Origin of the sequence: Campylobacter sp. RM15925 (genome assembly GCF_012978775.1) — a bacterium.
In the GTDB taxonomy this organism is placed as follows: domain Bacteria; phylum Campylobacterota; class Campylobacteria; order Campylobacterales; family Campylobacteraceae; genus Campylobacter_A; species Campylobacter_A canis.
Window position 1 is genome coordinate 165,394 of the sequence record NZ_LIWP01000001.1, and the last position, 16,502, is coordinate 181,895.

18 protein-coding genes, 1 tRNA gene and 1 pseudogene are annotated in these 16,502 nt (G+C 33.9%); 7 read left to right on the top strand and 13 right to left on the bottom strand.

Translation table 11 applies throughout. From position 1 onward, the window contains the following. The first annotated feature begins 127 nt into the window (after positions 1-127). Positions 128-218: transfer RNA gene (locus CDOM15925_RS00860), tRNA-Ser, on the top strand. 76 nt (positions 219-294) lie between these two features. On the opposite strand, the gene CDOM15925_RS00865 is transcribed toward CDOM15925_RS00860, so the two are convergent. The 9 genes from CDOM15925_RS00865 to CDOM15925_RS00900 all read right to left on the bottom strand — a co-directional run bounded on the left by CDOM15925_RS00865 (position 295) and on the right by CDOM15925_RS00900 (position 7,860). After that, a complete protein-coding gene (locus CDOM15925_RS00865) occupies positions 295-1,185 on the bottom strand; it encodes a tyrosine-type recombinase/integrase (RefSeq protein WP_169940126.1) in 891 nt (296 codons plus the stop codon). Continuing rightward, a complete protein-coding gene (locus tag CDOM15925_RS00870) occupies positions 1,175-2,509 on the bottom strand; it encodes a rolling circle replication-associated protein (RefSeq protein WP_169940128.1) in 1,335 nt (444 codons plus the stop codon). The genes CDOM15925_RS00865 and CDOM15925_RS00870 overlap by 11 nt, the downstream gene beginning before the upstream one ends. A 122-nt stretch (positions 2,510-2,631) precedes the next feature. Next, positions 2,632-3,771 carry a type II secretion system protein GspD gene (locus tag CDOM15925_RS00875; RefSeq protein WP_169940130.1) on the bottom strand — a complete coding sequence of 380 codons (1,140 nt, stop codon included), beginning with the start codon at positions 3,769-3,771 and terminating at the stop codon, positions 2,632-2,634. Then, complete coding sequence (locus tag CDOM15925_RS00880) at positions 3,725-4,837, bottom strand: zonular occludens toxin domain-containing protein (protein ID WP_169940132.1); 1,113 nt, start codon at positions 4,835-4,837, stop codon at positions 3,725-3,727. The genes CDOM15925_RS00875 and CDOM15925_RS00880 overlap by 47 nt, the downstream gene beginning before the upstream one ends. Before the next feature lie 2 nt (positions 4,838-4,839). Beyond that, positions 4,840-5,259, bottom strand: coding sequence for a hypothetical protein (locus tag CDOM15925_RS00885; RefSeq protein WP_169940134.1), 420 nt, complete (start codon positions 5,257-5,259; stop codon positions 4,840-4,842). Between the two features lie 9 nt (positions 5,260-5,268). Continuing rightward, a complete protein-coding gene (locus CDOM15925_RS00890) occupies positions 5,269-6,663 on the bottom strand; it encodes a hypothetical protein (RefSeq protein ID WP_169939804.1) in 1,395 nt (464 codons plus the stop codon). Positions 6,664-6,988: 325 nt separating this feature from the next. After that, a complete protein-coding gene (locus CDOM15925_RS10135) occupies positions 6,989-7,123 on the bottom strand; it encodes a hypothetical protein (protein ID WP_283956661.1) in 135 nt (44 codons plus the stop codon). Between the two features lie 24 nt (positions 7,124-7,147). Further along, positions 7,148-7,366: a hypothetical protein gene (locus CDOM15925_RS00895; RefSeq protein ID WP_169940136.1), complete on the bottom strand. Its 219-nt coding sequence runs from the start codon at positions 7,364-7,366 to the stop codon at positions 7,148-7,150. A gap of 98 nt (positions 7,367-7,464) precedes the next feature. Further along, the gene (locus CDOM15925_RS00900) at positions 7,465-7,860 is read right to left on the bottom strand and encodes a hypothetical protein (protein WP_169940138.1); all 396 of its coding nucleotides are present in this window, start codon (positions 7,858-7,860) and stop codon (positions 7,465-7,467) included. Positions 7,861-8,070: 210 nt separating this feature from the next. On the opposite strand from CDOM15925_RS00900, the gene CDOM15925_RS00905 reads away from it, so the two are divergent. Beyond that, positions 8,071-8,301, top strand: coding sequence for a TetR/AcrR family transcriptional regulator (locus CDOM15925_RS00905; protein WP_169940140.1), 231 nt, complete (start codon positions 8,071-8,073; stop codon positions 8,299-8,301). On the opposite strand, the gene CDOM15925_RS00910 is transcribed toward CDOM15925_RS00905, so the two are convergent. From CDOM15925_RS00910 to CDOM15925_RS00920, 3 genes are read right to left on the bottom strand one after another with little or no spacing between them, the layout of a single operon-like run. After that, the gene (locus CDOM15925_RS00910; protein ID WP_169940142.1) at positions 8,298-8,750 is read right to left on the bottom strand and encodes a hypothetical protein; all 453 of its coding nucleotides are present in this window, start codon (positions 8,748-8,750) and stop codon (positions 8,298-8,300) included. The genes CDOM15925_RS00905 and CDOM15925_RS00910 overlap by 4 nt on opposite strands. Before the next feature lie 32 nt (positions 8,751-8,782). Continuing rightward, a complete protein-coding gene (locus CDOM15925_RS00915; protein WP_169940143.1) occupies positions 8,783-9,064 on the bottom strand; it encodes a type II toxin-antitoxin system YafQ family toxin in 282 nt (93 codons plus the stop codon). After that, entirely contained in the window at positions 9,057-9,260 is a 204-nt protein-coding gene (locus CDOM15925_RS00920; protein WP_169940144.1) for a hypothetical protein, read from the bottom strand. Before CDOM15925_RS00920 ends, CDOM15925_RS00915 begins: the two co-directional genes overlap by 8 nt. A gap of 489 nt (positions 9,261-9,749) precedes the next feature. Between CDOM15925_RS00920 and hutX the strand changes: the two genes are divergently transcribed. From hutX to CDOM15925_RS00940, 4 genes and pseudogenes are all read left to right on the top strand, one after another. Beyond that, positions 9,750-10,238 carry a heme utilization cystosolic carrier protein HutX gene (hutX, locus tag CDOM15925_RS00925; protein WP_169940145.1) on the top strand — a complete coding sequence of 163 codons (489 nt, stop codon included), beginning with the start codon at positions 9,750-9,752 and terminating at the stop codon, positions 10,236-10,238. Between the two features lie 457 nt (positions 10,239-10,695). Continuing rightward, positions 10,696-11,400, top strand: a complete 705-nt coding sequence (gene pepE, locus CDOM15925_RS00930) for a dipeptidase PepE (RefSeq protein ID WP_169940146.1) — start codon at positions 10,696-10,698, stop codon at positions 11,398-11,400. Between the two features lie 90 nt (positions 11,401-11,490). After that, a complete protein-coding gene (gene dcuC / locus CDOM15925_RS00935) occupies positions 11,491-12,780 on the top strand; it encodes a C4-dicarboxylate transporter DcuC (RefSeq protein ID WP_169940147.1) in 1,290 nt (429 codons plus the stop codon). Between the two features lie 172 nt (positions 12,781-12,952). Further along, positions 12,953-13,414: pseudogene (locus CDOM15925_RS00940) on the top strand (LysE/ArgO family amino acid transporter). A gap of 111 nt (positions 13,415-13,525) precedes the next feature. On the opposite strand, the gene pepT reads toward CDOM15925_RS00940, so the two are convergent. Then, positions 13,526-14,758 carry a peptidase T gene (pepT, locus tag CDOM15925_RS00945; RefSeq protein ID WP_169940148.1) on the bottom strand — a complete coding sequence of 411 codons (1,233 nt, stop codon included), beginning with the start codon at positions 14,756-14,758 and terminating at the stop codon, positions 13,526-13,528. Positions 14,759-15,186: 428 nt separating this feature from the next. Between pepT and CDOM15925_RS00950 the strand changes: the two genes are divergently transcribed. Continuing rightward, positions 15,187-16,476, top strand: a complete 1,290-nt coding sequence (locus CDOM15925_RS00950; protein ID WP_169940149.1) for a dicarboxylate/amino acid:cation symporter — start codon at positions 15,187-15,189, stop codon at positions 16,474-16,476. Positions 16,477-16,502: the final 26 nt, after the last annotated feature.

The following is a 16,502-nucleotide window of genomic DNA, read 5'->3' on the forward strand; positions in this document are numbered from 1 at the left end:
TAGATTTTTGGATTTGTTGTAAATTTTAGCTTGAGTTTAAAATTTAAACGTTTTTAAATTGGCGTATTTGTCAAATTTTAAGTGTTTTATAAAGATAAATAAGTAAAATAACTCTTTTTATTCAGATGGACAGATGGGTGAGCGGCTGAAACCACACCCCTGCTAAGGGTGCAAGTCTTAATCGGGCTTCGAGGGTTCAAATCCCTCTCTGTCCGCCACTAAGCCCTAAACTACGGCATTTCAAAGCACTTTTTTAAAAACAAAAAATCCCTCTGCCTATGCCCCAGGTCAATATTATGTATATATGCTTATATCTCGATTAAAGTCATCTAAGTTTTGATTAAGGTAATTTACATAGACATCATAAATCATTTTTGTGCTTGAATGACCTAATAAATTTGCGAGTTTAACTGGAGTAACTAAATTTTTATGAAGCATATTTGTAGCGTAAGTATGACGCATGGTATAAGGTCGTCTATATCTTATATTTAGCTTTTTTAGTATAGGTTTCCAAAAGTTATGCTGAAATATGTAAGTATCTCTATATGGTAAGCCGTATTGAGTTTCTAATAAGTATTCTTTAGTGCGATAAAAAGTATTATTAAATTTTGTTGCTAGAATAGAATTAAGAGTATTTAATATAGGTATCTTTCTTATACTTTTCTTTGTCTTTGGTGTAGTTTCGCCAAATCTTGACCTAGTAGCATTAATTGTTATTATCTTATTTTTTAAATCTATATCGCTATTTTTCAAAGCTATAATTTCACCGGTTCTCATACCTGTAAAAAAGCCAAGATAAATAAATAGCCTAAAATTAAAGTTATAATTCTTACTTTCTCTTAAAATAGCTTGCACCTCGCTATTTGTAAAAGGCTCAATTTTTGGAGCGGTATAAGATAATTTTTTAAGATGTATGATAGGATTTTTTGCTATTAGTTCATCTTGTAAAGCAAGATTAAAAATACCGCTTAAAGCCGTTAAATAGTGCTTCTTTGATTTTTGACCTACATCGACAATCGAATTAATCCAAACTCTTATATCACTTGGCTTAATGTCCTCTATCTCATAATCAAAAAAGCAGGATAAACGATTTTTAACTATACCTTCATTTTTAGAGTATGTGGAGTATTTCCACTCGTCTTTACCTAGTTTAAGATATAAATCGCAATAGTTTTTAAAATTCATATTGTCTAAGTCCTCTTTCGATGAAATCTTCAAGCACCGGAGCATTTAAATTATGCTTTTCGTATTGCTTGGTAAAAGTCTCTAAATTTCTATCAATCATTAAGTTTTCAACATAGGCTAAGTGCTGTAAGTTGCAGTTTTGCTTATCTAAATTGCTGTAATATTGATATAGTTCATAGTTTTTCATTCTATTTACGGGCTTATTTATTTGTCCGTAGTATTCAAGCTTCCATTTTTTAAACTCTCTTATCTCTCTTTGTAGTGTCATTTCATTAGAATCAGGACATTTGCCGTCTGCTCTATAAGGTGTTTTATTGTGCTGTTGTCTTTCGAGTGAATAAGTATGAATCAGTTTATTGCACCTATAATATTCTAATGTGCCGTCAAGATATATTAGCTCTTCTTCACGACGAGGAAATTTGATGTAAATGTATTGGTCTAAGTAATTCCATTCTAAAATAGCGTCATCATCGTTTTTATGGTCGTTTAAGTGATAGAAATCTTGCATTTCGCTTATAAAATTTATCTTTCTATATACCCATAATGGAAATTTAGTGCGAGATGATAGAAAACGTCTTACTTTGTGTTTTATATACCAAGCCGAAAGCTCGTCTAATTTTTCGGTTTCTTTTAGATTTATGAATGTTTTTTGTATATATTTCATTACATAACCAGAAGGATTATTTATTGATGTTTGAAAGCCATTTAATTCGCCGTTTCTTTCTTGCTCCGGTGTAATAGCATTTGTTTTTAGGTTTTGCGGTGCATTAAATAGGTCTTTATAGATTTTAAGCATATAATCTATGGTATGGCCAGGAACATAAAAGAGTGCATGAATATGAGGCACGCCGTCTTTTTTGTGCGGTTCGAAACATCGTATGTATGAACGCTCTAAGCCTTTATATTTGCGGTTATAGCGCATGATAAACAGATTCCATTGATGATTAAGGATAATAACAAGGTCTTTAATGGTAAAAGATAAGCCTTGCTTTATTTTATGTTTTATTTGAGTCGGTAAAAATTTCATATCTTTAGCCTTAAATCTTGAATAATCGCCGTTTAAAGCGTCGCGAAAGCAGCCGTTAAGGGTTATGGTAAGGAATACTGGCTTTTGCTGTAAATCAATAGAGAATGAAGCCATAGTATTTACTCTATTTGATACTTCTGCGTAGTATTTGTCGCTAAAATTAGCGGCCATAGAGCAATCAAGCAGAGTTTTACACTCGCCCAAGCTGTTTACATAGCCTTGAGATAATAGATACTCTTTTTGCTTTTCTAGCTTGTTTTGACAATTTAAAAGGTCAAACTCACTTATTCCATACACTTTTATAAGACTTTCATGCTCGCTTACCTTAAAGGTAAGAGTTTATTATTAATTTGACAAGGAAGCCCATTACTTCGCGTTGCGCTGCGCGCTCCGCTCAGTAACCGGCTTCTGTTTTTATTTTAAATAACCTGTATTGTTAAGGTTAAAACGGTGCTTAATTCCTGGTCTTGCTCTACTGAAAAGAGATATTTAAGAATAAATATGTCTTTTAGAATAGGTACACCGTTTCTTTGCTTTTGAGTGGTTGTTTTATTAATTCCACTTAGAACTAATACATCGCCACGTTTAAGCGAATAAGAGCTTTTAAGCTCTTTCTTTGATGTGATAGGGGTTAATGTATTGTTTGATAGTAAGTCTTCTAAAATGAGATGTAAATCAAAGTCTATATGGTCTTTAAGTATGATAGGTTTAATTTTAACTTTAAGTCCAACGTCTTTATATTCGTAGCTGTCTGATTTTTCTTTTTGTGCATTTGAAATTTCTGTTTTTGATACTAGATAAGGAATGTTTTGAACGGTGGAAAAGTATGCTTCTGTATGATTTTTAGCCGTTAAGAATGGTGATGATATGATTTTGGTAAGTCCATTGCTTTCAAGAAAGTTTAAAACCCCGAAAAAGTCAGTGTTATTGTCTTTAATGATGTTTGAATTTGTAATATACGGTGATGTGATAAGGTTGATATAGTATTTTAAATCTCCTCTGTTGATAGGTTTGAGTAGAGCAGCTAAATTTGTGCCCATGTCTTTAATGTCTTTTAGGTTTGTTTCGGTAATTGTGAGCTTAAATTGCACCTGCTCGAGTGCTTTATCGATATGTTTTACGTTTTGCTTTATTTGGTCGTATATGTAATCATCCGCTCTAAAGAATACGGAATTTGATGTAATAGAATAGGTTGCATTTACGTCAAACTGATTCATTATGCCTTTTATATCGTCTATTACGTAGTTATTTAGCTCTATTCTTCTTAAATCATAATCAGGCAGCTTTTTATCCGTTATATAGTAAAAGTTATCTTTCTTATATAGATAAAGTCCTTTAGCTTCAAGCATTTTCCTAAACATGGAAAGGCTTAAATTTGTCTCTTTTTGATAGATAAAATAGTAATTTGCTCCGTCTATGCTCTCATCGGTTACTATAACGATATTGTTAAATTTGCTTGTAAGCTCTGCAAAGTTTAACAAATCCGTATAGATTGTTTCTGCTTTGATAAAGCTACTTAAAGAGATTAGAAGTAATAGAAGTTTGATTAACACTTTCATTGGATACACCTTTTTTAAGATTTTTAATTTCATCAAGCACGGGCTTATCAAATACTAAAAAGTATTCGATAAAGTGCTTGTTTTTTGTGTTTGAATAAAAATACTTTGGACGTGATGATATTAATGTATATGATATGTATGCGTAAGGGAATGTATATTTTTCATCTTTAAATCTGCAAATTTCATCGATACAAGTTAAGTTGTAATAGTGTAAAGTTTGTAATGGTTCGTCAGGTTGTTTGGGTTTAGGCTTAGTTGTAGTTTCTGATGATATGGTTAAATTTGATGATTCTTGAATAGGCTGAGATGATTTATCGGAAGTTTCAAACATTGAGCTATATGAATAATAAAATAATATAATAGTTACAATTACGAGTAAAATTGATATAGAGATAAAGAATTTAACAAATGATTTACTTTGAGAATTTGCACCGGAATGATATAAATTAAAGACTTCGGGAATAAAAGGGATATTGATATTAAAACTATTTACACGGTCACACTGGTTCATCTTATAAGAGCTAAAATAAGCGTATTTAAATGTTTTTGAAAATAATCGTTTAGAGCTATCGATTGCTTTATAAAATTTCTCTGCTATGCGTTTATATTCGTTATTTACTAGGGTTAAATCTTGAGTGATTAAATATAGGTCATGAGATAAATGGCGATGATATGTAACCCACCATACTAAAACGGGATTTTCTTTGTCTCTTAAATAGTTATGGCATTCATCTACGATAAACATAACTTTATATAATTTCATTGTTTTAGCTACTTCGATTATTTCTGAATCAGGTTTTTTATCAAGATACATAGCATAAAGGATTTGCATATCAGAATAAAATTGCTCGAAGTCAAATTTAAGTAATCTTTCGTCTAATTCAAATTTAAAGCCGTCTATATTGGTGTAAGCATAAAGATAGTTGTTTTCAATAGGTTTAGGTTTTAAAATTTTAGATAGTAGGCTTTTCTTTTCAGGCTCTTTTCTGATAAACATATACCACAGCTTATAAACTGCGAAATATGATTTACCGCTACCAGGAACGCCTACAATATAAGTTATCATTGTTATAGCCTAGCAACATTAAATGAAATTAATGTCATCTGTATAGAATGCAAAAATCTAAGACCTAATTTATAACCATAAATAACAAATAAAGAAATTATAGGAACTGAAAATATACTATAAACATCAACAAAAGCATTCCAAAGACCAAAAGCCTTAAGTATATCCATAGCCCAAGCAAGGATATCGTTACTAGCTCCTGATGTCATATCGTTAATTAAATTTATAAATTGATTAGATTTTTCATAGACAAATAAAAGAAGTGTTGTAACTGCGCCACAATAAAGACCAATAGTAACAACAATGGCAAGATTAACGGCAACCATTTTTCCAAATGTAATACCTCTTAAAACCCATTGAACGACCTTATCCCATTTTTCAAAAGTAAAAAAAGCACCAAATGCGGCAAGTATTGCAGGCATGAATTATCCTTAAAAAGAGAGTATTAAAAGCTTAACAATAAGCATTAAAAAGCCTAAAAAGAAAATCACATAAAATAAGTGATAAAAGGCACCTGAAGCAGGAGAAACAACCTTGCAAAAGTCAAAATTTAGCTCTGAAGGATATCCATTAAAATTAATAGTATATATACGAGGACATGTAGTCGGAACATTCTTTTTAGTTATTCCATTCATGCCTTTACCTTGAACGTTGGCTATGAATTGTTCGATACCTTGTTTGGTATTAGTAAAACTATTATAAACAGTATCAAGAGCGTCAGAGTATTTAGATTTAAAATCATTTACATCTTTTTCTAAGTCTTTAAAATCGAAATCACCAGGGTTAAATTTAGGGTCTTTGCCATTGCCATTGCCAGAGCCTGAACCACCAGAACCGCCACCAGAATTTCCATTACCTTGATTATTTCCGTTATTGTTTCCACTAGAACCGCCACTATTATCGCCGCCTTGATTGCCACCAGAACCTCCGCCAGAATTGCCACCATTTCCACCGGAGCCACCACCTTGATTACCACCTGAACCTCCGCCATTATCTCCACCTGAACCACCTGGATTTTGATTACCAGAACCACCTGGATTACTTGGAGTGGTATTATTATTGTCAGGTTTTGGAATATCTGGAGTATTAGGCTTTTTGAAATTAAATTGCGAACCATCGTCACAAGATGTTATACAAATACTACCACCATCAGGACAAACAGTAACGTGGCTAGTTTTATAAGATGAACCTATACTCTTACAATAACATTGAGCAACACCATCATCAGTAGTTTCTTTACTGCAATCGGTGCAAGCTCCATCAGTCCAACTCCATTTATTCTTATTTACATCGGAACAATCATCATAACATCTATTGTTTTCAGAGTCCCAAGATTGACCTTCAGGGCATTTTTGGCATTGTTTTGTTTCAGTGTTAAAATGCTCATCAGGTTGGCATGTGGCTACTTTTTCAAGATTTAAGAATTTAAAAGCATGTAAATTTAGTTTAGTTGCGTCAGAGGACTGATACCAAGGTTCATCACAATCAGCTTTATTTTGAAATGTATCATGTCCGTAATGTGTCCAACAACCGACTTTTTTAGGTTCTTGATTAAGGAAAATAAAGGCTTTGGCATTATCATTACCAAACCTATAAAATACAGAACTTTTATCATAATTGTCTTGTGAGTTTAAATACTCTATATTATCAATAACTTCTGATTTAAAAATATCATTACCAACACGTATATAAGAATTTATATCGCCAGTGTAAGAATATTTCTTAGGTTGATTAGTTTCTGTAATAAAATAATAAACATATCTATCAGCAAAAACAGAAGTGTTTAAGAATAAAAGAAGTAAGGCAAATTTAAATAAATTTTGCATGATAAACCTAACTTAAAAACTTCTTTGTAATCATATTAAGGCAAAGAAAAAAAGGCAAAGAGATAGTTAAAAAGTGTATTCCGATGCTGGCAAAATAATCAAATGAAGCAATTCCGGTTATTGTGTACATATAAGCTCCTTTATGCAAAACTGACGCCCTGCGGTTGTCGGCTCAAAGCTTTTACTTCGTAACTCTGCTTTGAGCTTATAAGAAGCAAATCAGAGTTTATTTACAAGCAAAAAAACTATTAAATTAAGCAAGAAGCCAACTAAAATACCAGATAAACCCATAAGAAAATTATATTGCTCGGCGGATATACCCAAATCAATCATTTAGATTTTTCCTTACGATATCTATACCAAGCGATATAAGCTTATAGGCAACAAAGGCTGAAAAGGTAGGAGCAAAGAAAGAAATCAAAAACTTTAACATCTTTGAAACTTCTATAAACTCATACATATTCAGCCTTGAGCCAAAGTTAAATTAGCCTGCTTTTTTAACCATTCTAAACGCTATCGTCAAAACAGCGATAGTGGCAAGAGCGGCAAAAACAGCAGCGCCAATCTTATAAACGTTTGCTAAATCAAACGTTCCAGAAACAACGCCTTGGTCAGACATTGTCAAAGTGTCAGCAAGGGCAACAGAACCTAGAGCAAAAAGGCTAAGAACTTTAGCTTTTAAGCCAGAAAGAAACTTAGGCATGATAGCCTCCTTTAAGAAATTTAAGACAGATAAACTGCTTATATAAAAGCTCTTAAAGCTCTTAAATAAGAAGTTAGAGCAGGCTTATCCTGCTCTATTCACGAATTAGATTTTTTAAAATTTGGGTCTTTCTTGTGAGTGTCGGTATCAGGCAAGAAATATTCAACCGGATTAATAAGAGTAACTACATTGTTATTGTCAGGCAATCCACCTAAGCAAAGAATAGGTTTTTTAAGTTTAAATTGCTCTCTGAAATACTTACCGACTTTACCAGCTGTAAGATCATCAGGACAAGAAATTTTAAAAGATACAACCTGCTTGACATCGTTAGTAAATTGTGTTTTTTCGTTTTCAACTTCGTATGTATTAGTGCAAGTAACACGAACGGAAGAACCATAAGCTTTGCCGTTTTGTAAAACACCTGCAGCAGTAGCCTTTACATCGCCATCTGTAATTTCATAAGTTACAGAGAATTGAGATTTGACAAGTTCCATCGATACACCTTTGTATTAAGATAAGGATACAAATTAACCCCCGCAAAGGTGTATCCAAGACCAAAACAGGGGAAACAGTTTAAAGCCATGTTTAGGGCAAAATTAAACAAATTTGTTATAATAAACACAAATTTTGAATAATTCTAAAAGCACATTTGAATTATTACAAAATAGAACTTAAATTTAAATAAAATTAATTGGAATATTCAAATGGATAAAAAAGAAATAGCAAAAATAATCAAAAAAGATATAACAACATTATACAATTGGGAAAAAAGAAACCCCGAATTATACAAAGCAGTATATGAATACTTTAACGGAATTCAATTAAATAATGATGAAAAAGAAATACTAGAATTATTCAAAAAATTGAATAAAACAGAAAAAGAGTATTATATTACAGATATAAAATTAAGAATTTTAAAAAAAGAATTAGGCTAATAAAAACTACAAGCAGGCGATGAATTACGATTATAAGTAAATTTTGTTTGTAATTTACCCTTACTATCATAAATTTTAAAATTTAATCTTATATTTGAATGTAAAGAAGCTTTAAAAACTGGGTCTTTGCAAATAGTTTTATTTATAGCATTTTCAGTCTGATTAACAAATTTAGTTAATTTTTTATAATTTTTTATGTCAATATCATCTGAATACGGTCTAAAATCAATGAAATAATTTTCGTTACTACAAGAATAAGTATATCTAAAACCATGATTAAAAAAATCATGATAAGGAGTATTTCTTTTTGTATGCAAGCAAACAAATTCAACAACTTTATCAGGAGTCATATTTAAAAATCTTTTTTTAAGATAATCAAATCTTTTATTAAAATCAGAAGCTTGAGAAATAGAAAAAATTAATATTAAATAAAATATAAATCTAACCATAATGAGAATTATATCAGAAAAATTAATTAAAATCAGTATTTTTTAAATAAACGAGAGTGAGAGCCTATACGAGCTAGTTCTATGTAGTTATCGTCTTTTCTGTAGATTACAATGCAATCAGGCTTTAAATGACAATCAAAAAAGCCTTTATAATCACCTTTTAAAGAGTGGTTTTTATATATTGCAGGCAATGGAATTTCATCAATAAGCTTTAAATGCTCTAAAAAGTCAATAAGTAAATTATCATCAAAACCTTGCTTTTTAAGTAGTTTATAATCAGTCTTAAATTGATTTAGAAATTTTATTTCAATCATTTAAGGCTTTCATCAAATCATCTAAGTTATTAAAAGGTCCGATTAAATTTTTACCTTCTTCGATATCCTTAATAGCCTTTAATGTTTCTTCGTTCGGCTCATACTCTTCATAAAGCTTAATATCTTTATTAAAGGCTAAAAGGGCTTTAATGACATTAAGCATTTCATAATTAACGTTTGTTAATGTAATAGTCATGTTTCATCCTTTAAAATTTAATGATTCGATTATACAAGAAAACAAAAATAAAAGCAAAATAGCGTTAAATACGAGTTTTTAAAGATATTTTTATGACTTTAAAAATATCTTTCAGGGTTCAAATCCCTCTCTGTCCGCCACTAAGCCCTAAACTACGGCATTTCAAAGCACTTTTTTAAAAACAAAAAATCCCTCTGCCTATGCCCCAGGTCAATATTATGTATATATGCTTATATCTCGATTAAAGTCATCTAAGTTTTGGTTAAGGTAATTTACATAGACATCATAAATCATTTTTGTGCTTGAATGACCTAATAAATTTGCGAGTTTAACCGGAGTAGCTAAAAAGTAATTAATTTTTTAAGAAATAAAGCTAAAAATTAATCATTTCCTAATTCTATATTTTTTCTTTTTAAAATGCTGATAATTATTATCTAAATTAAAATAATATGCTATAATTTTTGGAAATTTTATTTACAAAGGATTAAAATGAAAGAAAAAGTAAAATCTCTAATCGAGAAAAATCCAAAAATTTCACTAGGTGAGATAGGTAAAGAGCTTGAGCTTAAAGAGATGGAAGTGCTTTTGAATTTGCCTTGTGAGTTTTGCAAAGTCGCCGGCGGAGATAAATTTGATGAAATTATCGGCGAGATAGGCAATTGGGGAGAGGTTTTGTTTGTTAAAAACACACCTTCTTTCATAATAGAGTTCAAAACAAAAATTCCAAGCGGGCAGCACGCTCAGGGATATTATAATTTTAGTATGAAAGAGTCAAATTTCGGCGGACATTTAAAAGCAAGCGATATAGATAAGATATTTTTCGTGACTCAAACATTTATGGGTATGCTCTCAAAATCGGTTCAATTTTACGATAAAAACGGAGAAAATATCTTCAAGCTTTATATCGCAAGAGATGAAAAAAGAAATCTTTTAGAATGCCAAGAGAAGGCTTTTGAAGATTTAAAAGCAAAATTTTAGATTTTAAATTCTTTTGTTTTGCTGTATTGGCGGTAAGAATTTTGTTAAAATTTACCGCCAAATACTCCTAGCCACTCTTTAAAATAAGTCAAATTTAAAGAAGTGATATTCTCAATAAATTAAGTTTGATTCATTAGCCTAAAAAGTTTGTGCATAATTTAAAATTTATACTTAGGCGATAAAGCCACTTTTTAAATACAAAATAGCTTAATGATAATAAATTATTCCTACTATATTTATCTATGAAAGCTTTGTGTAAATAGTCATGTTGTGACTTAAGCTTAAATTTATTAAACAAATATTTACCGGCTTTAGAGCTTTTAACCCCTTTTTAAGCACTGTTTATATATTGTTTTATAAAATAAATTTTTAAAAATTATTTTTAATATTTTTTTAAATTTATAAGTTATTTATTATGTCTAAGAATGCCAATCATATTTATATATAGGAGAATACTATGAAAAAAGCTTTGCTTTTAAGCAGTTCAAGTTACAAGGATACAGGATACTTAAATCACTGCAGACCTTGGATAAATGAGTTTTTGCAAGAGTCCGGAGTAGCCGATGAGGAGATACTTTTCATACCTTATGCGGGAGTAAGACGCACAAACGATGAATATGAGCTAAAGGTTCAAGACTGCTTGCAAAACAAAAAAGTAAAATCAATCCACAAATTTAGCGATCTAAAACAAGCCGTAAAAGATGCTAAAGTGATATCTATAGGCGGAGGAAATACCTTTGTTTTACTTCACTACCTTTATAAATTTGACCTAGTCGATGCGATAAGAGAAAGAGTTGAGGCGGGAGTGCCTTACTTTGGCTGGTCTGCAGGCGCAAATGTGGCGGGAAGCACGATAATGACAACAAATGATATGCCTATCATCATGCCAAAGCTATTTGACGCACTAAATTTGTTCCCTCATCAGATAAATCCTCACTTCATAAGCGGCAAGATTGCGGGACATAACGGCGAAAGCAGAGAAGAGAGACTGGAAGAATTTTTAATCGTAAATCAGCAAAGCACCATATATGCTCTTCCTGAAGGCGTTGCGCTTAAGATAGCCGGCAATAGTGCAACCGTTATGGGAAATGATGCCGTCTTAAAGATGATGTATAAAAAAGATACAGAAAGTATCGCAGTGGGAAATAGTTTTACATTTTAAATAGATTTTAATTTTTATTTAAATTTATGGTGAATATAATCAAACAATAGATAAATTACAAAAAGACAAAATTTACAAGAAAGGTTGAATATGGCTACTTTTAAGCTAATATGCGCCGTTTTAGGTCTAGTTGCAGTTGTTTATCTGCTTATTAAAAAGCGAGAGACTAAAACCGTTTTGATCGGTGTAGGTCTTACCCTTTGCGTTATTTGTTTGACGCCGCTTGACGCGCTTGCACAATTTACCAAGTCGATGACTTCGGCTGGACTCATTAAGGCTATTTGTGCCAGTATGGGTTTTGCTTACGTTATGAAGGTTACTAAGTGTGATCAGCATCTTGTAGTGTTGCTTACAAAACCTATGAAAAACATAGGCTTTTTGCTTATTCCTATTACTTTTGTTATTACGTTTTTCGTTAATATTGCCATCCCTTCTGCGGCCGGTTGTTCTGCTGCGGTTGGCGCTACGATGATACCTCTTCTTATGGCCTCAGGTGTTCGTCCTGCGATGGCGGGAGCTGCTGTGTTTGCAGGAACTTTTGGAGGTGTTTTAAGTCCCGGTTCGGCTCACAACGCATACGTTTCAGAGATGGCTAAGGTAACTATTCCTGATGTTATCAAGGTTCAGTTTCCAAATGCAATGGCGGCATTTATAGTGGTTTTGGTTATATTAAGCATAACCGCACTGCTCTTTAAAGACTACCAAAAGGGTCAGGACTTTTCGCATAAGGCAAACGACGGCGTAGTCGCAGAGCCTATCAAAGTAAATTTGCTATACGCTCTTATGCCTTTAGTGCCGCTTGTCATCTTGATCATCGGCGGAACTGATCTGCATAAAATTTCATTTTTAACTTGGACTAAGATGGGTGTTGCCGAGGCGATGCTTCTTGGCGCGATTTTGGCGGTATTTGTTACTTGGACAAGCCCTGAAAAGATCACAACCGAGTTCTTTAAGGGCATGGGAAGCGCATATGCTGAAGTTATCGGTATCATTATCGCAGCGGGCGTTTTCGTCGCAGGTCTTAAAGCTTGCGGGGCGATAGATGCTATAACCGAGGTCTTAAAACACTCAGAAGAGTTCGTGAGACTGGGCGGAACGTTCATACCTTATCTAATGGCGGTAGTTACGGGATCGGGAGATGCTGCTACTATGGCGTTTAACGGCGCTATAACAGTGCATGCACAAGATCTTGGATTTGAGCAAACCAAATTAGGTATGGCTGCTGCTATCGCAGGCGCTCTTGGTCGCTCGTCATCTCCTATAGCCGGTGCTGCTATAGTTTGTGCCGGTCTTGCCATGGTAAGTCCTGTTGAGATTGCGAAAAGAACGGCTCCTGCTATGGCCGTAGCTGTTTGTATAATAGCGTTTTTTATGATTTAGTATTCAAAAGGTCGCATCTTGCGACCTTTGCTTTATAAATTTTTTAATTTCTCGCTCTAATCAAATTTACACATCAATACAAACAAGAAATTTTAACTAATTTACTTATGGACGCTTTTATATCGGGATTTGGTATAGGATTATCGCTGGTTTTGGCTACCAAAACTCTTTTGTGCTAAAGCAAGGCATCAAAAAGCAATATGTATTTTTAGTCTGTATCATTTGCGACGTTTCGGATGCCGTTTTGATCTTTGCGGGAGTTATGGGATTTGGGTATCTGGTATATAAATATAGCTATCTTTAATACATAGCCAGATGCGGTGGAGCGGCATTTTTGCTCTTTTACGCTATAAAGAGCTTTTATACGGCTTACACTATGAACCATGCGCTAATCTTAAAATAGCTTGCCACGCCATCTTTGGCTAAAACAGCCCTTTTGACGCTTGCCTTTGCTTGGCTAAATCCTCACGTCTATCTTGATACGGTCATCTTGATAGGGTCGGTTTCTACTAAATTTGGTGCCGATGCTTATGTTTTTGGCTTTGGAGCCATGAGCGCTTCTTTTGTGTTTTTCTTTTCTTTGGGATATGCTTCAAGGCTTCTTGCTCCTATATTTCAAAAAGCCGTAGCGTAGAAAATTTTAGAAATCGTAGTAGGTATTATCATGCTACTTCTAGCCGCTAAGTTGATTTTTGCTTAAATTTAAAGGAGAAATTCCCGCAAATTTATAGCGGGAATTTGTAAATTATTTGGCTAAAATTTTGATTATCTCTTTAACCACGTCGCTTGAAGCGCGCAGTGATTTTACGGGCAGATATTCGTAAATCGAGTGGAAATTGTGAGCTCCGGTAAATAAATTCGGACAAGGAATGCCTTTTTCTGAGATTACCGCTCCGTCATAGCCGCCTCTCATAGGTATGACTTTAGGCTCTATTCCTAAATTTTTGTAAGCCTCTTTCGCAGCTTGTATAGGCAGGCTATTTTCGCCGTCTTTTAGGTAGTTAAAGACGTTTTTGTATCTGTCGGCAAGCTTTATTGTTACTCTGTTTTCGCCCCACAATTTAGCGCATGCGTCTGTTAAATCCTGTAAAAATTGCATACGCTCTTCGTATTTTTTCTCGTTAAATTCTCTTATATCAAGCTTTAAGATAGTCTTTGCGCTGTTTCCGCTAAGCTCTTTTACCCAGTAGTATCCTTCGCGATTTTCGGTGTATTCGGGAGCTTCGCCGCCAGGCAGCATGGATATAAATTTATGCGCCATTAAAAGCGAGTTTATAAGCTTGCCTTTAGCGTTCATCGGGTGAGCCGATTGTCCAGTAAATGTCACTATAGCGTCTCCTGCATTCCAGTTTTCATAGATAAATTCGCCTATACCGCAGCAGTCTAAACAGTAGCCAAAATCGGCATTTATCTCGCTTGCTACAAGCGCTTTTGCACCTCTTAGTCCTTGCTCTTCATCTGGTAAAAATCCTACGATGATATCGCCATGCTCTACGCTTGGGTTATCTACGAAATATTTTACCGCATTCATTATGCTTGCGATCGCCGCTTTATCATCGGCTCCAAGCAGGCTTGTTCCGTCCGTTACGATTATATCGTCATCCACATAGTTTTTAAGCTCGGGGAATTCGCTCTCTTTCATGACGATATTTAACTCTTTGTTTAGCGTTATATCTCCGCCTTTGTAGGTGATTATTTGAGCTTTTGTGTCGTTTGTCTGCTCCGCGCTTGTGTCAAGGTGGGCAAAAAACGCAACCGAAGGAATTTTTTTACTTGAATTTGACGGCAAAATCGCAGTTGTTATCGAATTTTCGCGTCTTTTGATATTGCTTAATCCAAGCTCTTTTAGCTCGCTTTCAAGAAGCTTTGCAAGCTCCATTTCTACGGGATTTGAAGGCATGATGCCAGCGGCACCCGCTTCTCTATTTGTCGTAGTATTGATCTTAGTGTATCGTAAAAACCTATCTACTATATCCATATTAAGCCTCCTAGAATTGCTAATTTGATCATAAAATTATAGTGCAATAAAAATTAAAAAGTATTTAGTAAATTTAAGGATAGCCAAACTTTAAAATATCTGCTTATGGTTATGAGGCGTTTGTGAAATTTAATGCCCATTATCAAGTTTTTAAGGAGTTTTTATATTTTAACTGTAATAAATTTAAGAGTAAAGATAGTATTTTAGGGGCTAAATTCAAATTTAGTCAGCAAATTTTAGGCGGAAAATTCTCTAAGTAGAGTAGTAAGGTTATATAAATTTAGGCTTAAATTTAATGCTTCATGTAACGCTTTGATACGAAATCGATATAAATTTTTAAATTTATTTATGTCACATTTGTCTTTTTTACGATTTTAAAGAAAACAAAGATACAATAAAATTTGATTAAATGAAAATAAGGAGAGGGTATGCCTGATAAAAAAGGTATTTTAGACTTTTATTTTAAAAGCAATTTGCTTTTACGTATCCTTATCGGACTTGTTTTAGGTGCGATATTTGGTATGATTTTTCAAAACGCAGGCAGTGCGATAGAGATATTAAAGCCATTTGGAGATCTGTTTATCAGGCTACTTAAGATGATAGTTTTGCCTGTCATAGTCTGTACGCTAATCGTTGGAGCTAGCTCGATATCTCCTTCTCATCTTGGCAAGGTGGGTGTAAAAGTCATCGCTTTTTACATGTTTACTTCGCTTTGTGCCATTGTCATAGGACTTGCCGTTGGTTCCATCCTTCAGCCGGGTGTAGGTTTAGAGCTAGCTGCAAACGTAGCAAGTGCAGGAAAGGAGGCTAAAGCTCCGGGACTTATAGACATCTTGCTAAATATCATTCCGACAAATCCTTTTGAGGCTATAGCCAAGGGAGAGGTTTTGCCTACTATATGTTTTTGTCTATTTTTCGGGATTGCGCTTGCGTTTAGTCTTGATAGCGAAAATGAGCAGGTTAGAAATTCTGCCAAAATCGTATTTTCGTTTTTTGAAGGCATGAATAGCATAATGTTTAAAGTGGTTCATTGGGTTATGCAATATGCTCCTATAGGCGTTTTTGCTCTTATTTTTATCGTATTTTCAAAGAGCGGAGCCGAGGCGTTTGGGCCGCTTATAAATGTTACGGTAAGTGTTTATGTCGGATTAATTTTGCAAATTTTGCTTGTTTATTGTGTCATTTGTGTTTTTATTAGGCTTAGCCCTATTAAATTTTTATCCAAAGTCCGCCCGCCGATGATTACTGCGTTTGTTACCAGATCTTCAGGTGCTACTTTGCCTATTTCTATGGAGACGGCTGAAAAGGATATGGGTGTGCCAAGAGGTGTGTATGGATTTACTTTGCCCGTGGGCGCAACCATAAATATGGACGGAACGACTATCTATCTTGGCGTTTGTGCGATATTTGTAGCCAATGTCGTGGGTATGCCGCTTGATTTCTCTCAACAACTAACCGTAGTTATCACGGCAGTTCTAGCTTCCATAGGAACGGCCGGAGTGCCGGGTGCCGGAGCCATAATGCTTCTTATGGTTCTTGAGTCCGTCGGGTTAAAAGTAGAAGCAGGAAGCGTTATAGCCATAGCCTACGGTATGATTTTAGGAATTGACGCCGTGCTTGATATGGGAAGAACGTCTATGAACGTCGTTGGCGATATGATGGGTGCGGTATTTGTCGCAAAAAGTGAAAAAGAGCTTGATGAAAAGCTTTGGGAGTAGAATTAAAATTCAAAGAGAGCAAAAAC

Excerpts from the sequence above, each read along its gene's own strand:
- CDOM15925_RS00865 (WP_169940126.1), bottom strand. The coding sequence starts at position 1,185 with ATGAATTTTAAAAACTATTGCGATTTATATCTTAAACTAGGTAAAGAC.
- CDOM15925_RS00875 (WP_169940130.1), bottom strand. The coding sequence starts at position 3,771 with ATGAAAGTGTTAATCAAACTTCTATTACTTCTAATCTCTTTAAGTAGC.
- CDOM15925_RS00880 (WP_169940132.1), bottom strand. The coding sequence starts at position 4,837 with ATGATAACTTATATTGTAGGCGTTCCTGGTAGCGGTAAATCATATTTC.
- CDOM15925_RS00885 (WP_169940134.1), bottom strand. The coding sequence starts at position 5,259 with ATGCCTGCAATACTTGCCGCATTTGGTGCTTTTTTTACTTTTGAAAAA.
- CDOM15925_RS00890 (WP_169939804.1), bottom strand. The coding sequence starts at position 6,663 with ATGCAAAATTTATTTAAATTTGCCTTACTTCTTTTATTCTTAAACACT.
- CDOM15925_RS10135 (WP_283956661.1), bottom strand. The coding sequence starts at position 7,123 with ATGTATGAGTTTATAGAAGTTTCAAAGATGTTAAAGTTTTTGATTTCT.
- CDOM15925_RS00895 (WP_169940136.1), bottom strand. The coding sequence starts at position 7,366 with ATGCCTAAGTTTCTTTCTGGCTTAAAAGCTAAAGTTCTTAGCCTTTTT.
- CDOM15925_RS00900 (WP_169940138.1), bottom strand. The coding sequence starts at position 7,860 with ATGGAACTTGTCAAATCTCAATTCTCTGTAACTTATGAAATTACAGAT.
- CDOM15925_RS00905 (WP_169940140.1), top strand. The coding sequence starts at position 8,071 with ATGGATAAAAAAGAAATAGCAAAAATAATCAAAAAAGATATAACAACA.
- CDOM15925_RS00910 (WP_169940142.1), bottom strand. The coding sequence starts at position 8,750 with ATGGTTAGATTTATATTTTATTTAATATTAATTTTTTCTATTTCTCAA.
- CDOM15925_RS00915 (WP_169940143.1), bottom strand. The coding sequence starts at position 9,064 with ATGATTGAAATAAAATTTCTAAATCAATTTAAGACTGATTATAAACTA.
- CDOM15925_RS00920 (WP_169940144.1), bottom strand. The coding sequence starts at position 9,260 with ATGACTATTACATTAACAAACGTTAATTATGAAATGCTTAATGTCATT.
- hutX (WP_169940145.1), top strand. The coding sequence starts at position 9,750 with ATGAAAGAAAAAGTAAAATCTCTAATCGAGAAAAATCCAAAAATTTCA.
- pepE (WP_169940146.1), top strand. The coding sequence starts at position 10,696 with ATGAAAAAAGCTTTGCTTTTAAGCAGTTCAAGTTACAAGGATACAGGA.
- dcuC (WP_169940147.1), top strand. The coding sequence starts at position 11,491 with ATGGCTACTTTTAAGCTAATATGCGCCGTTTTAGGTCTAGTTGCAGTT.
- pepT (WP_169940148.1), bottom strand. The coding sequence starts at position 14,758 with ATGGATATAGTAGATAGGTTTTTACGATACACTAAGATCAATACTACG.
- CDOM15925_RS00950 (WP_169940149.1), top strand. The coding sequence starts at position 15,187 with ATGCCTGATAAAAAAGGTATTTTAGACTTTTATTTTAAAAGCAATTTG.